The sequence below is a fragment of the Aliifodinibius sp. S!AR15-10 genome (genome assembly GCF_031569985.1).
GTDB lineage: Bacteria > Bacteroidota > Rhodothermia > Balneolales > Balneolaceae > JAMQKA01.
Window position 1 is genome coordinate 1 of the sequence record NZ_JAMQKA010000002.1, and the last position, 19,395, is coordinate 19,395.

At 48.8% G+C, this 19,395-nt stretch carries 11 protein-coding genes; 10 read left to right on the plus strand and 1 reads right to left on the minus strand.

The features are described 5' to 3' along the window. Positions 1-750 precede the first annotated feature (750 nt). The 7 genes from NC796_RS01560 (at position 751) to NC796_RS01590 (ending at position 14,208) form a co-directional block, all read left to right on the plus strand. Positions 751-3,786: a TonB-dependent receptor gene (locus tag NC796_RS01560; protein ID WP_310681475.1), complete on the plus strand. Its 3,036-nt coding sequence runs from the start codon at positions 751-753 to the stop codon at positions 3,784-3,786. Between the two features lie 58 nt (positions 3,787-3,844). Further along, entirely contained in the window at positions 3,845-5,701 is a 1,857-nt protein-coding gene (locus NC796_RS01565; RefSeq protein ID WP_310681476.1) for a RagB/SusD family nutrient uptake outer membrane protein, read from the plus strand. A gap of 373 nt (positions 5,702-6,074) precedes the next feature. Next, positions 6,075-7,478, plus strand: a complete 1,404-nt coding sequence (locus tag NC796_RS01570) for a glucoamylase family protein (protein ID WP_310681477.1) — start codon at positions 6,075-6,077, stop codon at positions 7,476-7,478. A gap of 327 nt (positions 7,479-7,805) precedes the next feature. Beyond that, positions 7,806-9,311, plus strand: coding sequence for a glucoamylase family protein (locus tag NC796_RS01575; protein WP_310681478.1), 1,506 nt, complete (start codon positions 7,806-7,808; stop codon positions 9,309-9,311). A gap of 32 nt (positions 9,312-9,343) precedes the next feature. Then, on the plus strand, positions 9,344-11,590 hold the full coding sequence (bglX, locus tag NC796_RS01580; RefSeq protein ID WP_310681479.1) for a beta-glucosidase BglX: 2,247 nt from the start codon (positions 9,344-9,346) through the stop codon (positions 11,588-11,590). 240 nt (positions 11,591-11,830) lie between these two features. Beyond that, positions 11,831-12,808: a ketol-acid reductoisomerase gene (gene ilvC, locus NC796_RS01585; protein WP_310681480.1), complete on the plus strand. Its 978-nt coding sequence runs from the start codon at positions 11,831-11,833 to the stop codon at positions 12,806-12,808. Between the two features lie 47 nt (positions 12,809-12,855). Then, positions 12,856-14,208 carry a GntP family permease gene (locus NC796_RS01590; protein ID WP_310681481.1) on the plus strand — a complete coding sequence of 451 codons (1,353 nt, stop codon included), beginning with the start codon at positions 12,856-12,858 and terminating at the stop codon, positions 14,206-14,208. Positions 14,209-14,699: 491 nt separating this feature from the next. On the opposite strand, the gene NC796_RS01595 is transcribed toward NC796_RS01590, so the two are convergent. Continuing rightward, a complete protein-coding gene (locus tag NC796_RS01595; RefSeq protein WP_310681483.1) occupies positions 14,700-15,653 on the minus strand; it encodes a sugar-binding transcriptional regulator in 954 nt (317 codons plus the stop codon). Positions 15,654-15,990: 337 nt separating this feature from the next. Here NC796_RS01595 and NC796_RS01600 point away from each other — a divergent pair, with 337 nt between their 5' ends. From NC796_RS01600 to NC796_RS01605, 3 genes are all read left to right on the plus strand, one after another. Further along, positions 15,991-17,325: a hypothetical protein gene (locus NC796_RS01600; RefSeq protein WP_310681484.1), complete on the plus strand. Its 1,335-nt coding sequence runs from the start codon at positions 15,991-15,993 to the stop codon at positions 17,323-17,325. Positions 17,326-17,596: 271 nt separating this feature from the next. Further along, positions 17,597-17,677, plus strand: coding sequence for a hypothetical protein (locus NC796_RS26720; RefSeq protein ID WP_409070342.1), 81 nt, complete (start codon positions 17,597-17,599; stop codon positions 17,675-17,677). Positions 17,678-17,921: 244 nt separating this feature from the next. Further along, positions 17,922-19,262: a nucleoside hydrolase-like domain-containing protein gene (locus NC796_RS01605; RefSeq protein ID WP_310681486.1), complete on the plus strand. Its 1,341-nt coding sequence runs from the start codon at positions 17,922-17,924 to the stop codon at positions 19,260-19,262. The last annotated feature ends 133 nt before the right edge of the window (positions 19,263-19,395 follow it).

Here is a 19,395-nt window from a genome sequence, read left to right on the forward strand (position 1 = left end):
GTTGGGAAGATTGATGATTATGAGCCCAATCGCTATAGCGATAGAACAACAAGAGCCGTATGACGGGAGACTGTCACGTACGGTTCTGTGAGGGCCTTGGGGTGAAATTCCCCTTGGCTACTCGACTAATTATGAATTTTAGTGTATACCAATTCTATCTACCCGATCGCAATAGCTCTTTTGTTACTTGAATTCGAACGTTTAACTATAGTGAAGTCGATAACTTCACTACCCTGAAGTGGTCTGTGTTACTATGTGGAGGGATCTGGTTACTAGAGCAGTCAATATCCGGCACGAACCTGCACACATTTGCTGCGCGATCTCAGTAATGTCCCACACTGTGGGCTCGCAAAGCCTTAAAAGGCAGGATGGAACTCGTCCAGGCTATTTGAGTTTATAATTCGTGATCGCCGGGTTTTAAAATACCTGCCTTATATGGGAAAATAAGGTGAATACATTTGAACCTGAGACGATCCGTTAATGTTGAAACATATCAGCTAGCTCGAATTCTAATCAATTTGATTAATTGAGTTGGTCAGCTATAAATCTGATTACAGTGATAAAGAACCCACATTGCATGTAAATGATCTGGTTCGGATTCTCACCGAAAAGTGGGTTACAATCAGCTAATAGGGAAAGATTAAACATTCGTGAGAAATACGAACTAGCACTCCAAGAGTAGGAAGTGTATAACTAAACTGGTTCCTGCTGCATTACCATAATTCTAATCCTAAATAACAGGAGAGTCATATGTCAGCAACAGCTACAAAAAGGCTGCTGATACTGCTGACTCTCGGGCTATTTGCTTCAAGCCAAATCGCGTTAGCCCAGCATACAGTCAGTGGTACAGTTACAGCCGAAAGTGATGGATCTACCCTACCGGGTGTAAACATTTTAATTCAAGGTACTAACCAGGGAACTGCCACAGGTCCCAATGGTCAATATAAATTGACGGTACCGAATGCCAGTGATACCCTGGTGTTTTCATTTATCGGCTTTGAAACTCAGAGAGTTCCGGTTCAAGGCCGTAGTGAAATTAATATCGTAATGAGCGAGATGGCCGTCGAGGCCGGGGAAGAGCTGGTCGTTGTAGGTTACGGCGTGCAGCAAAAAAGTGACCTGACTGGTTCCATTTCCAGTGTCGATTCCGAGGATATCAGTAAGATTTCCACTCAATCTCTGACTAACGCCCTGCAGGGCAAGGTGTCAGGTGTTCGGGTAACCCCCACCAGCGGGCGCCCCGGTGATGAACCCGAGGTTCGCATTCGCGGTGTGGGAACATTAAACAACTCCTCCCCGCTTTATGTGGTGGATGGGATGCTGCTCGACGACATCTCATTCCTTTCTCCCCAGGATGTTGAATCGGTGGAAGTGCTCAAAGATGCTTCTGCTACGGCCATTTACGGTTCCCGCGGAGCCAATGGCGTCGTACTTATCAGCACGAAAGAAGGCCGCTCCGGACAACCACAGATATCAGTACGGACCTCTTACGGACTCCAGCGAGTAAACAAAAAAATTGAAATGGCGAATGCAGCCGAATATGCCATGCTCGCCAATGAGTCTGCTGCCAACGAAGGCCGCCCACAGGTCTTTCAAAATCCAGACCAGTTCGGCCAGGGCACCAATTGGCAAGACCTGCTAATTGATGACAACGCCCCTCTTCAACGGTACAACATTTCGGCCAGTGGCGGTTCGGACCAGATGACATACAACGTCAGCGCCAACTTTTATGATGAAAAAGGGGTGTTCAGAGATGCCGATTTCCAGCGCTTGACGTTTCGAGCAAACAATGAATATCTGCTTAGCGATAATGTGACGTTTGGGCACAACCTGTCGTTTATTCGAAATGATCGAAAAAATGAACCGGGCGATATCGTGAATGTAGCACTACGGGCCGACCCGACCGTTCCGGTTCGCAATGATAGTGGAGAATTCGCTAATACGACTGTCAACGGAGGAGATGTCAACCCGGTGGCCTCGGTCTTTTATAACCGAAACGACAATTTTAAATACCGTACAACCGGTACAGCTTACCTCGAAATCGATTTCCTGGAAAACTTCCGGTTTAAATCCAATGTCGGTGTCGACTGGGGTCGGGATGAGCGAAAAAATTATAATCCCGAATATTTTGTCTCTTCAATCCAGAGTAACCAAAACAGCTCCTTAAATGTCACCGAAGATCGCGAACTCAACTGGTTAAATGAAAACACCCTCAGTTACAATAATGAGTTCGGGATTCACAGGGTAGATGCCGTCGCAGGTGTTACCTACCAGGAATTTGTATTTGAAAATATGGGTGGATCCCGCCAAAATTTCCCGGGTGATGACCCGATATTCTGGTACCTGAATGCCGGCGATCCCGACAGCCAGACCAACTTCAATACTTCCAATTCCTGGGGTATTATTTCTTACTTGGCACGTGTCAATTATGTGTATGACGATCGATATCTGCTTACGGGAACCTTCCGTCGCGATGGATCTTCTAAGTTCGCGGACCGGCACCGCTGGAGTAATTTCCCATCCGTGGCCGTAGGCTGGAGGATCTCCAACGAGGACTTCATGCAGAATGTGGAGACACTCAACAACCTTAAGCTGCGTGCCAGCTGGGGCCTGATCGGTAATGATAAGATCCCATCAGGTGAAGCGATTCCTACAGTGAACTCCGGTCTGGTCTCTGTGTTCGGTCCTGACCAGTCGCTGAGTCCCGGGGCAACGGTAACGGCTCTTTCAAATCCCGATCTGCGATGGGAGGAGACCGAACAGCTTGATATCGGGCTGGAAGTTGGGCTCTGGGAAGATCGCCTGACAGCAGAGGTTGATTGGTACCGGAGGGAAACGAAGGATATCCTTGTTCGCGTACCGATCCCGGATATCGTGGGTGTAAATACGGCGCCCATTGTTAATGCCGCCAAAGTGCTGAACCGGGGCTTCGACGTCGGTTTAAACTGGCGTGGCAGTAATGGCGATTTCACCTATTCCATTGGGTTGACCGGTTCAACCGTACATAACGAAGTGCTTTCACTGGGCGCTCGTGAGGAGGCTATCCTTGGCGGTGACGTCCGAAATCTAGGTTTTGTTACCCGTACGGAAGAAGGACATCCCATCGGTGCCTTCTATGGGTGGAAACAAGCAGGTATCTTCCAGGATCAGGAAGAAATTGACAACTCGGCCACGCGTGGTGGAGAGCAGCCGGGAGATATCAAGATTGCCGATATTAACGGTTTTGACGATGAAGGAAATCTTACCGGTGAGCCGGATGGCGTAATAAATGACGCTGACAAAACCTATTTAGGGTCTCCGATTCCTGACTTCAACTTTGGCTTGAACTTTTCGGCCAATTACAAACAATTCGACCTGGCTCTCGATCTCGATGGACAAATGGGTGGCCAGGTTGTGTATGGTCGTCAGGCGATACGTGGATTCCGACTACTTAATTATGAAGAGTTCTACCTGGACCGCTGGACGGGACCGGGAACGAGCAATGACGAGCCGCGTATCACGGAGTCGGGTCATAATTATGAGGTCCTCGACCGGTTTATTTACGACAGTGATTTCTTGCGACTTCGAAATGTTCAGCTTGGATATACACTTCCGGTGAATATTACCGGTCAGATGGATATCCAGCGTGCGCGCATCTTCCTGAATGCGACGAATGTGCTAAGATTTGACAAATATGCCGGCTATACACCTCAGATCGGTGGAGGCGAAGTTATCTCAACCGGTATTGACAGAGGTACCTATCCCGTACCCTCATCGTATATGGTCGGTCTGGAACTGCAATTTTAGAGAGGGTTAAAAGGAACCTGTCAAACGAATTTTTAAAAGAGTGAAAGAGATTCTAGCTATGAAATATTTAAACCAACGTTATAAGATACTAGTCAGCCTGTTGCTGGTCGGATTGTTAGCGGTTGGCTTTTCAGGCTGCGAAGATCAGTTACTAGACAAGAAACCTCGTGGAGAACTCACCCAGGAGAGTTTCTTTGAAACGGAACAACATGCCATACAGGCCACCAACGCCTCGTATGAAAAGCTGCGTGATTTCTGGGTCCATTCATTTGGATGGGTCGGAATGACCGATATCGCCTCCGACGACGCCTCAAAAGGCAGTACGCCGTCGGACAACCCGGAAATGCTGTCCATCGACAATTTCACGTTTACTCCCACCAACGGACTGTTTCGATTAACCTGGCAGGGGTACTACCAGGGTATATTCCGTACCAACCTGGCGATCCAGAACATCCCGGGCATTGATATGGACACAACCCTGCGGGACCGGCTGGTGGGTGAAAACAAATTCATCCGTGCCTACCTCTACTTCTTTTTGGTCCGCGCATTTGGGGATGTCCCTTTGGTCCTGCAACCGCTCGAGCCCGACGAATTCCGTCAGCCGCGAGCCCCCGCCTCGGATGTCTACGACCAGATAGAGCAGGACCTGCTGGATGCCATCGAGGTTCTTCCGCTAAAATCAGAATATGCAGCTTCTAACCTCGGCCGGATTACTCAGGGAGCGGCCCAGAGCTTGTTAGCCAAAGTTTACCTGTATCGGGATAAAAACGAGGAAGCTCTTCAGATGGCTGAGAATGTGATCAATTCCGGGGAATACCAGCTTCTCGACGATTTCGACCAGATATTCAGGCCCGAAGGTGAGAATTCCTCTGAATCAATCTTTGAAATCCAGGCCGTTGCCAACTCCCAGGGGCTCGGCGGAGCGCCCTACGGCGTAATCCAAAGCGCTCGGGGTACACCCAACCTGGGCTGGGGATTCAATACGCCAAACCGCGACCTCTTGGAATCCTTTGAAGCTGGTGATCACCGGATGCAGTCTACTATGCTTTTCGTGCATGAGACACTGCCTTATGGTGAGGAAGATGTTGTCCGGGACAACTCCGGTATGAACGATGAGCGATACAACCAAAAGGCGTTTGTGCCTCTAGATAGCCCGAGCGGGACCTTTAACGGCGGAACTAACATTCGGCGCATCCGCTACTCCGACGTAATTTTAATTGCCGCCGAGGCTGCTCAAAAAACAGGCGATGAAGCCACGGCCCGTGATTACGTCAACATGGTGCGTGAACGTGCTCGTGGTGACATGAATGCAACGGTTGGGTTAGTTGTTGAACCGCTCTCCAGTGTGGTGGCCGACACTATCGGCATGTCCAATATGGAGGATCATGTCTTTATCCGCTATGCCAATATTGGCGGTCCCGCCGATGGAGCCGGGCTCGAAAGCCTCGACTGGGAGCTGGTTAACAACGACCAGACGCTGCAGGTTAATACCCTCGACCTGATCACATCAATTGATGGTGTTTCAGTTACCAGTGTGAGCGACTTCAACAATGAGATGAGCTCAAAAGATCCCGGGCAGCAGATAGCGGTAACAGTTGAGCGGGTAACCCAAACGTTCAGCAATGGCCAGCTATCGACCAATACAGAAACAGTTGTTGCCACCATGACCACAGAAGAACTACTGCCTGATGTTAGTTCCAGCGGTCAGCAACTGCTTGAGGATATCTGGCACGAACGGCGCGTTGAATTGGCAATGGAGCAGCAACGCTTTTTCGATATCCAGCGGCAGGGACGTGCCGGTGAGCTATTGCGAGCCCAGGGCAAGGAGTACCAGGATGACAAACACAATGTCTATCCCATCCCGCAGTCGGAGCTCGATCTGAACTCTGAGATGCAGCAAAACCCAAATTATTAGTCTGAACTCATGGAAGGCCTCTGTGGATAGGGGCCTTCCTTTTTTCAATTCGATTCTGGTGGAGGTTCTTTCAGGGCAAAAAGGGGAGGTCAATTCAAGCTTTAAAAAGTTTTGTTTCTCAATTGAATATGTGGCTGGGTCTGAGGTTATCTTTTCTACGTGTTTAGTTGACGAGGTTGAGTAGATAGGCTTTATCACTAGCGCGGGAATTAATTCCCGCGCTGTGGATATGCACAGATCTTCTGTGACCCAGATTAATCAGAATTACCATCGGGATTTTACTGTCTGAGTTTTGTCATTTACTTCTGTTCCCAGACTTTTAACAGAAATCGTGATGGCTTTTTATAAAAACCAATACTAAAGCTGTAGAAGCATGGAAAAAGTACTTTCAGACTATTCAAAGAAAAGTTTCGCAATATTCACCTTTGTAATAACCTGTGTGCTGTTCCTGGCTCCGGCCAGCACAACTTGGGCCCAGGAAGCGGCAGCGGAAAAACAGCGTATCACCGCCGATTCCCTGATGACGCTGGTGCAGCACAATACGTTCCAGTATTTCTGGGACGGGGCCGAACCCAACTCGGGCATGGCTCGAGAGCGTTTTCATGTCGATGGAGTATATCCCCAGGATGATAAAAACGTAGTGACGTCTGGTGGCAGCGGGTTTGGCATTATGGCGATTGTTGTGGGCATGGAGCGCGGTTTCATCACACGTGAGCAGGGCGTAGCACGGTTGGAGAAAATCACCAATTTTCTGGAAAATGCCGATCGCTTCCACGGCGCCTGGCCGCACTGGATGTATGGCGAAACAGGCGAAGTAAAACCATTTGGCCAGAAGGACAATGGGGGCGATCTTGTCGAAACCTCATTCCTGGTGCAGGGACTGCTTACGGCGCGCCAGTACCTGCGCGGGGGCAATGACAGAGAGCAAAAACTTGCGGCTAAAATGGACGAATTGTGGCGCGAGGTGGAATGGGACTGGTACCGCCGGGGAGGCCAGGATGTACTCTACTGGCACTGGTCGCCAGATTACGGGTGGGAGATGGATTTCCCGCTGGAAGGATACAATGAAGTGCTGATAACATACGTCCTGGCCGCTTCATCTCCCACTCACGGCATTCCCGCCAAGGTATACTACGAGGGCTGGGCGCGAAGTGGTGCCATAGACACCACCATATTTACCTATGGGCACAAACTGTCTCTTAAACACAATGGGGCTCTGAAGTACGGTGGTCCCCTGTTCTGGGAGCATTACTCTTTTTTGGGACTCGATCCGAGAGGCCTCTCCGACCGATATGCCGATTACTGGAAACACAATGTTAATCATACCCTGATTAACCGACAGTGGTGCATACAAAATCCCAATGATTACGAGGGATACGGCCCTGACTTGTGGGGACTAACCGCCAGTTATACAGCGAATGATGACGGAAGTGTGGGTTACGCAGCCCACATGCCCGGTGAAGATCGGGATCGCGGAGTCATCTCGCCTACTGCAGCTCTCTCCTCGTTCCCTTATACTCCCAATTACTCCATGGATGTACTCCGAAACCTGTATTACAACTACGGGGACAGAACATTTGGTAAATATGGATTCTATGACGCTATGAGTGTGGAAAAGAATTTCTACCCTGAACGGTACCTGGCCATAGACCAGGGCCCCATTGTGGTGATGATGGAGAACTACCGGACCAACCTGTTGTGGAACCTGTTCATGTCGGCGCCGGAAGTGCAGAATGGCTTGGAGAAACTCGGTTTTGATAGTCCACACTTGAACTAGGGCCTGTTAACACTAACTGGGTACGCTGCGTTGCTGGCCGAAATGGGACCATCCAAGGCGCTGAGAGCGTTGTGTAGCCTTGTTACATGAGCGATCAGCAACACAGGATGGGACCATTTCGGGCGCAACCCCAAGGGCCAGGGCCCTTTTTCCGCAATCCGGCGTTCCCGCTTGCTAGTGTGAGGGACCCACACCACGCTCCCGGCGCCTTGGCTTACGGAAAAATGGCCTCTGGCACAGTGCACACAATTAGTGTTAACAGGCCCTAACCCATCATTCCGGAAAAAGTCCTTGTGGTACGTTGCCTTTTGAAATGATCCTAAATTAGTGTTCTATAACTTCAGGCATATACTAAGAGCTTGGCTAATCCTACAGCTGTTTGCTTTCTTCAGCATTATTGGCTGTGGCGATGACGCTACGGTAGCCCCGCCGACCGGAACCGTCCCTTCGGATTCAATTACCGTTGAGGAACGGCGTTTCCTGGACACCCTTCAGCGCGATACCTTCGATTGGTTCTGGGAGACCACGAATCCACAAAATGGCCTCACCCCAGACCGCGCACCCAATCCGCCCTTTTCCAGTATTGCAGCAACAGGATTTGCTTTGTCCTCCTACATAGTGGGTAGTGAAAATGGCTACATAACACGAAGCCACGCCGCCGAACATACCTTGACAACCCTGGAATTTTTCTGGGATGCCCCGATGGGTCCCCAGCCTTCAGGGGTCTCCGGTTACAAAGGGTTCTACTACCACTTTCTGAAGATGGATACCGGGCATCGGTTCCAAAATGTAGAGCTTTCAACAATTGACTCCGCCCTGCTGTTTGCAGGAATGCTGTCCTCACAGGAATACTTTGACAAAAAGAACCCGACGGAGACACGCATTCGTGCCCTGGCTGATTCTATCTATTCCCGTGCCGAGTGGACGTGGTTCTATTCCAAAGATCACGAACCGTTGCTCAGCATGGGGTATCGCCCGGGCGAAGGATTCCTCGATGCTCACTGGCAGGGATACAACGAGGCGATGATCCTGTATATCCTGGCGCTGGGCTCACCGACTCATCCCATTAAGGCGGAGGCCTGGAACCGTTGGACCGACACTTACGAGTGGGAGACATTTCACGGGCAGCCGCATGTCAACTTCACGCCCCTTTTCGGACATCAATACTCCCATATTTGGGTAGATTTCCGTGGCATTCAGGATGCCTTTATGCGCAGGGCGGGCATCGATTATTTCGAAAACTCCCGGCGGGCCACTATTGCACAACGGGAGTACGCCATCGCCAATCCGAATGGGTTCAGGGGGTATGGCAAAAATATCTGGGGGTTGACCGCCAGCGACGGTCCGGCTGATATTACCCGCCAGCTTAACGGGCAATCAGTACAGTTTCATACCTACTGGGCTCGGGGGGCAAGCGCGCTGTATGTCAATGATGACGGCACCATTGCCCCGACCGCGGCTGGTGGATCCATGCCATTCACTCCCGTCCGATCAGTCGATGCCCTCTACACCATGAAGCAGTCCTACGGCGAACGGCTCTACGGTGATTACGGATTCAGGGATGCCTTTAATCCTTCGTTTAGGTTTACGGATGTTCAAATGGATCGTGGGGATGTGGTAGACTCTCAACAAGGATGGTTTAATGGTGATTACCTGGGGATCGACCAGGGTCCGATTTTACTGATGGTCGAAAATTATCGATCCGGGTTAATTTGGGAACTAATGAAAGAAAATCCTTATATCCGCCGCGGCCTGGAACGTGCCGGTTTTGAGAATGGGTGGCTTGAAGATGAGTTTTCAAACCAGAAAAAAATGGATCAAAATTTTGAATAATTATTAAACAGGCATAAAAAAGCAGTATGATCATGAATGCTTTCAAGAAAATACTCTATCCAATGGTTGTCATCTGGACAGCAACTCTAATCAGTGCCAGCACTCCTGCCCTGGGGCAGCACTTAACGGAGCAGGAGATCAATCACAAAGTTGATTCCCTTCTGAGCATCATGACGCTGGAAGAGAAGGTGGGGCAATTGACCCTCTTCACCAGCGATATGACAAGCACCGGTCCGACGATTCGGGATAACTACCTGGAGCTGGTCAGAGAGGGGAAAGTTGGTGCCCTGTTCAATGCGTTTACCGTAGATTATACCAGGAAACTGCAGAAAACGGCTGTTGAAGAGACCCGGCTCGGCATCCCGCTCCTTTTTGGTTTTGACGTCATCCACGGATTCCGCACCATTTTCCCGATACCGCTGGGTGAGACGGCCAGCTGGGATCCAGAGCTGGTGCGGGAAGCATCCCGGGTGGCCGGTCGTGAAGCTGCGGCATCGGGGCTGCATTGGACCTTCGCTCCCATGGTTGACGTTACCAACGATCCGCGCTGGGGACGTACTTCTGAGGGTTCGGGAGAAGATCCCTACCTGGGAAGCGTGATGGCCGCTGCCCGCACACGTGGATTCCAGGGCGATGATCTCTCGGACCATCAAACCGTGATGGCCACGGTTAAACACTTTGCCGCTTACGGAGCGCCGGAAGGCGGTCGCGACTACAACACGGTGAATATGTCGGAGCGACGGCTTCGGGAGATATATCTGCCGCCATTTAAGGCGGCACTGGACGCCGGGGCCTCCACGATTATGACCGCTTTCAACGAACTGAACGGCGTGCCGGCCACGGGCAACAAGTTCCTGATGAACAAAATTCTGCACGAGGAATGGGACTTCAGCGGGTTTACGGTAACCGACTACACCTCGATACCCGAAATGATTACACACGGATACGCCAAAGACGGTCGTGATGCTGCGCTCAAGTCGATAGAGGCCAATGTAGATATGGATATGCAGAGTGGCCTGTACCTGGAGCAGCTGCCGGAGCTGGTACGTAACGAGGAGATACCGGAGGGATACATCAACCGTTCGGTTCGCCGTATTTTGGAGATGAAATACCGGCTGGGACTATTTGAGGATCCCTATCGCTACAGCGATGCAGGGCGTGAAAAGCGTGAGATTCTGAGCGAAGAAAATCGAGCTAAAGCCCGCGAGGTAGCACGTGAGTCGATTGTGCTTCTGAAAAACGAAAATGACCTGCTCCCCCTTCCAAAAGAGGTGGAGAAACTCGCCGTCATTGGTCCGCTGGCAGACAGCCAAGAGCACCTGCTGGGTAACTGGTCGGGCGCAGGGCGAGCCGAAGATAATGTGACCGTGTTACAGGGCATCAAAAACAAGGTGTCCGGTGACACCGACGTCACCTATGTGAAAGGGGCAGATATCAACAGCAGTTCAAGAGAAGGATTTGATGCCGCCGTAAAAGCTGCCCGGGATGCGGAGGTGGCTGTTATGGTGGTCGGCGAAGCGCGGGAGATGAGTGGGGAAGCCTCCGTTCGCGCCCATCTGGACCTTCCCGGCGTGCAGCAGGAGCTGCTAAAGGCGGTTAAAGAAACCGGCACTACTATTGTGATGGTCCTGATGAATGGTCGGCCGCTGGCCATTGAATGGGAAGCGCAGAATATTCCGGCTATCCTGGAGACCTGGTTTGCGGGAACTGAGGGGGGTAATGCCATAGCCGATATCCTTTTTGGGGATGACAATCCAAGCGGCAAACTCCCGGCCACCTTTCCCCGCACTATGGGCATGGTTCCCTACCATTATAATCATAAGATGACGGGCCGGCCGTTTGATCCAAACAACAGCTACACCTCCCGGTACCTGGACGTTGAAAATTCCGCGCTCTATCCATTCGGGTACGGACTGAGTTATACGACGTTTGAGTATGATAACCTGAGTGTAAGTCGAGATTCCATTGGGGTGGCTGGATCGGTGAATGTAACCGTAGATGTGATGAATATCGGCGAACGTACAGGAGAAGAGGTTGTCCAGCTGTATATTCGGGACCTGGTCGGCAGCGTGACACGGCCGGTTAAAGAATTAAAAGGATTCGAAAAGATTCAGCTGGATCCGGGAGAGACTCAAACTGTGAGCTTTAATCTCGGTCCGGAGAAATTGGCTTTTTACAACATCGATATGGAGAAGGTCGTCGAACCGGGTGAATTTAAAGTATTTGTGGGTGGTAACTCCCAAGACGTACTTGAAGGTGGATTTACCGTAGTCGATTAATCCTGATTCTAACTGTAGTGTAGATTGGGCAGATCATTTAGATGGTCTGCCCCATTTTTATTTTTCACATTAAACACCCTGGGATTCTTTCCTTTAATTCTATGGGTATAGAATGCCGAGGCGAACGGCATAGTGGTATTTTGAAGTGAATCTTGAATAAGATACCAAAATGAAATACTCTTATGTGTTGTATTAACGGGAGCAACAGTTACGAGTAAAAATCTTTTCAGCCTTTATATAATGGCAAATACATACTACGACGAGGATGCAGATATTTCTAATCTACATGAAAAGAGTATCGGGATAATTGGATATGGGAATCAGGGCAGGGCCCAGGCATTAAACATGCGTGATTCTGGTGTATCAGATATAATTATCGGTACTGCCAGGGATGAGACTTTCACACAGGCTGAAGAAGATGGTTTCGAGGTTGATGATTTACCAGAGATAGCCAGTAAGTCTGATATCCTTTTTTTATTGATCCCTGATGAAATCATACCCAGGGTTTATCGCGAACAGATATTACCTCATCTTGAACCTGGTAATGTGTTGAATTTTGCCTCAGGATACAATATTACGTTTGAACATATTGTGCCTCCCAGCGGCATCGATACCATTATGATTGCCCCTCGCATGATTGGAGATGGCGTCCGCAGTAATTATCTGAATGGAGAGGGATTTCCGGCATTTATTGCTGTAGAGCAGGATGCTACGGGTGAGGCTCTGCAAACGGCTCTGGCACTTGCCAAGGCGATGGGAGCAACAAAAATGGGATCTATTGAAGTGACGTTTAAAGATGAGACCATGCTGGATCTTCTTGCAGAGCAGGCCATCTGGCCAATGATCATATCGATATTGGTGGAAGCATTTCATTTTGAAGTTGAAAAGGGGCATCCGCCCGAAGCGTCGCTGATCGAAATGTATATGTCTCGGGAACCTGCCTATATGTTTGAGAAAATGGCTGAAGACGGCCTGTTCAAGCAGTTTCCCTATCATTCGCATACCAGCCAGTATGGGCAATTATCACGTATCGAAGCGCTGGACAAATCCTTTATCCGGGAAACACTGGCTGATGCCTACAAATATATTGAAAACGGAAAGTTTGCACGTGAATGGGAAGAGGAACAGGAGAAAGGCCTGCCCAATCTGAAAAGACTCCTTGACCAAGCCTACAATTCGATGATATCTGAAATGGAAGACAAAATTAAAAAACGATGACATGGCAGATTTAAACAGTCTTCAAACCTCAGCCAGATAAGCCGTATATGGTATCTACCCCACTTTTAATTACCAATCTGATAATAGCTGTTGCTGTTATCCTGGTGGCTATTATTGTATTTCGGTGGAGTCCGGTTGTTGCCCTTATTTGTGGAAGTATTTATATGGGACTGGCCTCGGGATTGGGTTTAGTCGAAACCGTTGGCCAGATTACGGAGGGATTTGGTGATCTTATGGCTGCCGTGGGATTGTCTATCGGATTCGGCGTTATCATTGGCCAGTTGATATATGACAGTGGCGGTGCCAGGTCGATAGCTCTTAAAATGATCGATATTTTCCCGGGGCAGCTTGTATTCTACGGAATCGGGCTGACAGCATTTCTTTTTTCGATCCCCGTATTCTTCGATGTTACGTTCGTCATTTTGATTCCTTTAGCACTTGCGCTTGTCAAAGAGATAGGTAAGCCTCTCCCCTACGCAGTGGGGGCGATGGTAATCGGTGCAGCGGCCGCTCATACACTTGTCCCTCCCACTCCCAATCCTTTAGCGGCAGCGGATATCCTGGGATTCGATCTCGGCATAATGATTATAGCGGGTTTGTTGTTTGGGATTCTGGCTGTTTTCCTTTCCATAAAGATCCTGTTTTACTTTTTTGATCTTGGTTTTTGGAATGAGGAAAAAGACCAGATCAAAGAGCCGTTGGAGACCACCGAGGAATATCCTCAAAATGCACCCGGTGCAATAGTTGCCGTTATCCCTATTATAACTCCAATATTGCTGATCCTGAGCGGTACCGCTTGCCAGGCTTTTACTGAACAGGTTCCCGGTATCATTCAGTTTTTAAGTCATAAAGTTACTGCAATGCTTGTCGGCGCTATAATGGCGTATGTCATTGCGGGGAGATGTATGAAGGGAAAAGTAATGACGCAATCTGTTCAAAAAGCTATGGGCTCAGCTGGTCTTGTATTGCTGATAACAGGTGCAGGAGGCTCTTTTGGAGCTGTTATAGAAAGCACTGAAATTGGTACTACGCTGGCAAGCGGGATAAGCAGCTTTTCAAACTCAGCACTTTGGGCGATACTCATCACTTATGGTATAGCCCTGATATTCCGGGTCTCCCAGGGATCAGGTACCGTTGCCTCGATAACGACGATGAACATTATGGCAGGTGCAAGTTTAGCAACTACCGTTGGTCTCCACCCGGTGTGGATAGCATTGGCTGCTCTTTCCGGTGGAATGAGTATTGGCCACATAAATGACAGTGGATTTTGGGTCACCGTAGAGCTCAGTGGTTTTTCCGTAACCGGAGGCTTAAAGATTTATACCTGCGGAGAATTTATTATTTCCATTATCGTATTGACGTTGGCCGTTTTGGGAGGAACTTTTTTACCTGCACTTTAGGACGTCCCCTTATTGGCGCAAATGAAGCACTTTTCGCAATCTCCTTTTTTGAGCTATTCCATCTACGATGTCGCAGTAATGATCCTCACACCTCAGGTCACTTTCTGCGAACTACTGGTTCTGATGTCGTTCAATTAAATAACAGTAATTGAGTGGCTTTCCCTTTTTTTGATTGCGTTCTACGGATTGATACATGCTTTTCAATAATCTTTCAATTGAAGGTCTATAGTTGGTTTTCAGACAATCAATGATGGATCGCTGTGATGAGGTTTTCATATCAGTCTCCTGAATTTAGTTGTGAAAATGATTGTTTTTTAAAACACTAATTCAAGTATCTGAAACCTGATCCTTTAATGCTTGAAAATGAGAAAGCCCTAACGAAGATAAGGAGTTTTTAATCCTGAGAAATTACAAAGTACGTGTTACATTTCTTAGGAAGGCTCTCTGGATCGTTGTTTCTTGGACAAGGAGGCAACCGATAAGAACTTTAATCATTTGAGAATGTTTTCGGCCGTATGCCTGTCAGTAATTAATACATTGATATATTGGCCCTTGAGGGCGGCTTTAATCGCTTTTACCTTGCGCTCTCCACCGGCAATACCTACGGTGCGCTCAACCTTTTTGATTTGATCCAGAGACATGCTGATAACACGCTTATTAAGAGACGTTTCGATGGGGTTTCCATCCTCATCAAAAAAGTGCAGGCATATATCTCCTATAGCACCGTTTTTCTCGAGCTCATTCAGCTCCTGTTCTGAGAAAACATTGCCACTGTTAGCCAATAGTTTTGAGGGCTCAAGGGTGCCAATGCCCACGAGGGCCAACGAGATTGCATTAAACTTTTCAACCGCTTTTTTGACATACTCATCCTGCATGTAAATTTCAGGTGATGACCCTTTCGGCGTTACACCCGGGGCTGGCAGGAAGATTGCTTCCCCATTCACGAGAGAGGAAAGCCGTTTAATAAGGTGGCTGGCATGTGTTTCGGCAGCGGGATTTCCGATACCGCCGAGTATCTGTACTACCTTTGTGTCCTTCACATTACGGATGGGCTGCATAGCATTGACCATAGCCAGCAGCGTAGTGCTCCAGGAAGAGATCCCAAGGGTTTCTCCTTTCGAGAGCGTTGTCTCCAGGTAATAGGAGGCGGCACTTCCAATGCTTCTGAGAATTTCCTCATTATTAGCCTTTGAAGGAGCATCGGCTATAACAACCTCCTTTAGGCCATAGAGTTCTTCAATTTCCTCTTCCATGTCACTGTAAACACCGACGGGAATAGAGACAGATGTCTTGACAATATTTTGTTCATCTGCAGTCTTCAGCAGGCGTGAGATGGTAGCCTGCGAAAGATGCAGCTCTTCGGCAATTTGTTTTTGCAGGTGCCCCTTTTCGTAATAGAGCTGGGCTACTTTGGTAACAAGCCGCAGCTTTGACTTGGATAGCATGTTGACCTTGAATATTTATTCAAAAATTGGCTGGCAATTTATACGAACAAGCAAGATGATGCAAATTTCTTTATTCGATCCCTTTTGAGTTGTTTTAGGGTTGTGTAAGTATCAGGGATGGTCTTTGATTGGAATGAATATATATTCGTTAAAAAATATTTATACATTACCGGAGATTATTTATAATACTAAAGCAAAAGGGATAGATATATAATCAAAGATATATACTAAGAGTAGAGATTAACTGGTAAAAAAATACTTCGGTATGGTGAAATCGACAACAATTGCTAAGCTAACTAATATTACTATAGTTTTCCTGTTATGTCATGTTTGTATCTTGAAGGCACAGCTAGCCAGGGAAGGATATAAGGAAAATACGAAAGATTTTCGGCTGGAAGAGCAAAAGATAAAAGCCTTTCCCACAGCAGAGGGATTTGGAGCATACGCCAAAGGGGGACGGGGCGGAAACGTGCTCCATGTGACCAATCTAAATGATGAAGGCGAGGGAAGCCTGCGGTGGGCAATTGAACAGGAAGGTCCCCGTACGGTGGTGTTTGAAGTATCGGGAACTATTGCCCTTCAAAACGATCTCACCATAGATAACCCATATATCACCATTGCGGGGCAGACGGCTCCCGGCGATGGGATTGCCATCCGGGACGGTTCGCTTGTGATCGAAACGCATGATGTGGTGATCCGTTACATTCGATCACGGCTGGGCGACCTGGGCGAAGAGGGCGATGCTATCTCCATTAGTAGCGGGCATGATATCATCGTAGATCACTGTTCTGGTAGCTGGAGTACTGACGAAGTCCTCTCCGCCTCCACCGACGAGCCAGACCTAACCGACGTAACCGTTCAGTGGTGTTTTATAACCGAAGCCCTGAATCCTGAAAACCATGGTTTCGGCTCACTTATTCGGGGAACCGGTGGAGCCAGGTACAGTTTTCATCACAACCTCTATGCCCACAATCGTGGCCGCAATCCCCGTCCCGGCAATTACGACAGCAATCCACATGATGAAGATCCGGATGGCTTGCTGCTCGATTTCTGGAATAATGTGATTTACAATTGGGGCGGTTCACACGCCGGCTACAATGCCGACTCTGAAAGCGTTACCAAGCTGAACTATGTAGGCAACTTCTTGATTCCCGGTACCAACTCTGAAAATAACGGTATTGCCTATGAGACCGGCTCGCCGTTTAACAAGGCCTATTTTCATGACAATTATTATGATTTTGAAAAACCGGATAGCCCGTGGGATCTTGTAGCATTTGATGAAGACTGGAGTCAACAGCAGGTTGAAGCCTATAAACGACAAAAGCCGTTTCCCACAGGGCCTATTGAGACTGATGCCCCCCGGGAAGCATTTGAGAGTATCCTGTCCCACGGGGGAGCGAGCCTGCCAATCCGGGATACGGTAGATGCGCGCATGGTCGATGATGTTAAGAATCGTACGGGAGCAATAATCGATAGTCAAAGCGAAGTGGGGGGCTGGCCGGAATTAAAGAGCACTTCCGCCCCGGCCGACACCGACCGGGATGGGATACCCGACAGTTGGGAAAAGGAACATGGGCTAAATCCTAATAATCCATCGGACAGGAACAGAACGGCTGACGATGGCTATACCATGCTCGAAAAGTATCTCAACAGCATTGCAGTACCGGGGTAGATGTAGTCAGAGTATAATCCGAAGACACAAATAAAAAGAAGAGGCATTGCAAAACCATTAAAGTCTGTCATTCTGAGATTGTCGAAGAATCTCCTAACTACGGTTGCTGCCTTTAAAGGGAGATCCTGAAACGAGTTCAGGATGACAAGCTGGGTTTTGCAAAGCCTCCAAAGAAGTATAGGATGAGGTAGTTCGCTATGCGGAGATAGGCAAGCGTGCCTTGGTCAAAACTGATCGTATGATGCCTCACGGGACCGGAAGCATGTAAATCATTCTCGCTGTGACGGACCACGGGGAACCTCAACTCACACGCTACCAGCGCGTGATCGTCGATGTTAAATCGAGCAATTAAATTTTGAACAATGAAAACTCTTTTACCTGCAAAACTCATTTGAAAATATCAAAAAGGTCAATCCTCCTGTCCTTCCGCCAGTGGGCGGACTGGCTATTCTCCAAAGAGGACTCGTTGGTCGCATTAGGCAGCTCTCAAAAGTCCCTCTTGGAGCCGTGACCGACTACCGGCGGTAATAGGGAGATTGAATACCTTTTTAAAACGTGGTAAACACGTTTATCTCAAATAAAATAGGGAAGTCATTATGACTAAATGGAACGCATTAAAGCATATAGTTCTGGCATTGATTGGAGTTTCGTTGACTATTGGCTGTGCTGAAGAAACAATGCAGAAACAAGCAACGATTGCCGATAGCGGCGCCCTTTACGGTGAGCGTTACCGCGTCGTCGTTTCAACAGATATTGGGGGAACCGATCCCGATGATTTCCAGTCCATGGTTCACCTGCTTCTGTATGCGGATCTACTCGAAATCGAGGGACTGATTTCTTCGCCATACGGACCCGGAAGGAAGGCCGATATTCTTGAGGTAATTGACCATTATGAACGGGACTATTCGAATCTTAAAAGCTACTCTCCCAGGTATCCTTCACCCGATTCGCTGCGGGCAATTACAAAGCAGGGAGCCATTGACCGTGCTGGTTATCAAGGGTACAGGGAATCCACGGCAGGCTCTGAATTGATCATTGAGCGAGCGCGAGCTGAGGACCCGCGACCGCTGCATGTGCTGATATGGGGCGGTATCGAAGACCTTGCCCAGGCCCTGCACGATGCCCCGGATATCTTGCCAAAGCTGAGAGTGTACTGGATTGGCGGGCCCAATAAAAAATGGAGTCCCGATGCCTACCAGTATATAGTAGAAAATCACCCAAAACTGCAGATTATTGAGACTAATGCCGCGTACCGCGGCTGGTTTGTCGGGGGGAATCAGGCTGGACAGTGGAGCAACACGGGATTTGTTGAGGAGCATGTGGCCGGCAAGGGGGCGCTTGGTGCATTTTTTGCCACTCAACTTGGTGGGGAGATCAAGATGGGTGACACGCCCTCGGTGGCCTGGCTGCTAAAGGGGAATCCTGAAGATCCGTCCCAACCCAGTTGGGGCGGTCGATTCGTGCGCGCGTGGGATCGACCCTATTACCAGTTTGGACAGCTTCCCTCCAAAGAAGACAGCATGCAGGAGTTCGGCATCATGGAACTGGTACTACAACTTGAAACCGACCTGCCGGAGAACCCCGAAGCCTGGCTGGAAGTAACGAACCAGTCGCTTGGCGGATATTTCCCTGGCGACAGGACGGTGCGTTTCCGTTTTTCTCCCAAATCAGCGGAGCCCTATGATTTTGAGATTAAAAGCAATGTGCCTTCACTTGATGGTCAGGCGGGCGGAATTACTGCTGTTACGGCGCCTCCCGCTGCTGCAGATCGTCCTTCAAAAAAGTACCCCAACTGGTGGACTGATGATCCTGCAAAACAGTTCATTGAGGATGGGCATATCGGTGCTAAAACAGTGAACCGCTGGCGGGAAGAATTCCTGCGAGACTTTGCTGAACGTATGGAGCGATGTAGCGTTGGGCAAACAGCGGCACCTTAATTTAGTCACTGGTCGGACTGGGAAACGCTTTGTGAAATTTTAAAGCAGATTGGTTAGTCGAGCCATTCAGTTGAATTTATGTGGCCTGAAGGTTTTGAATATATATTCAATAAAAAATATTTATACATAAAGC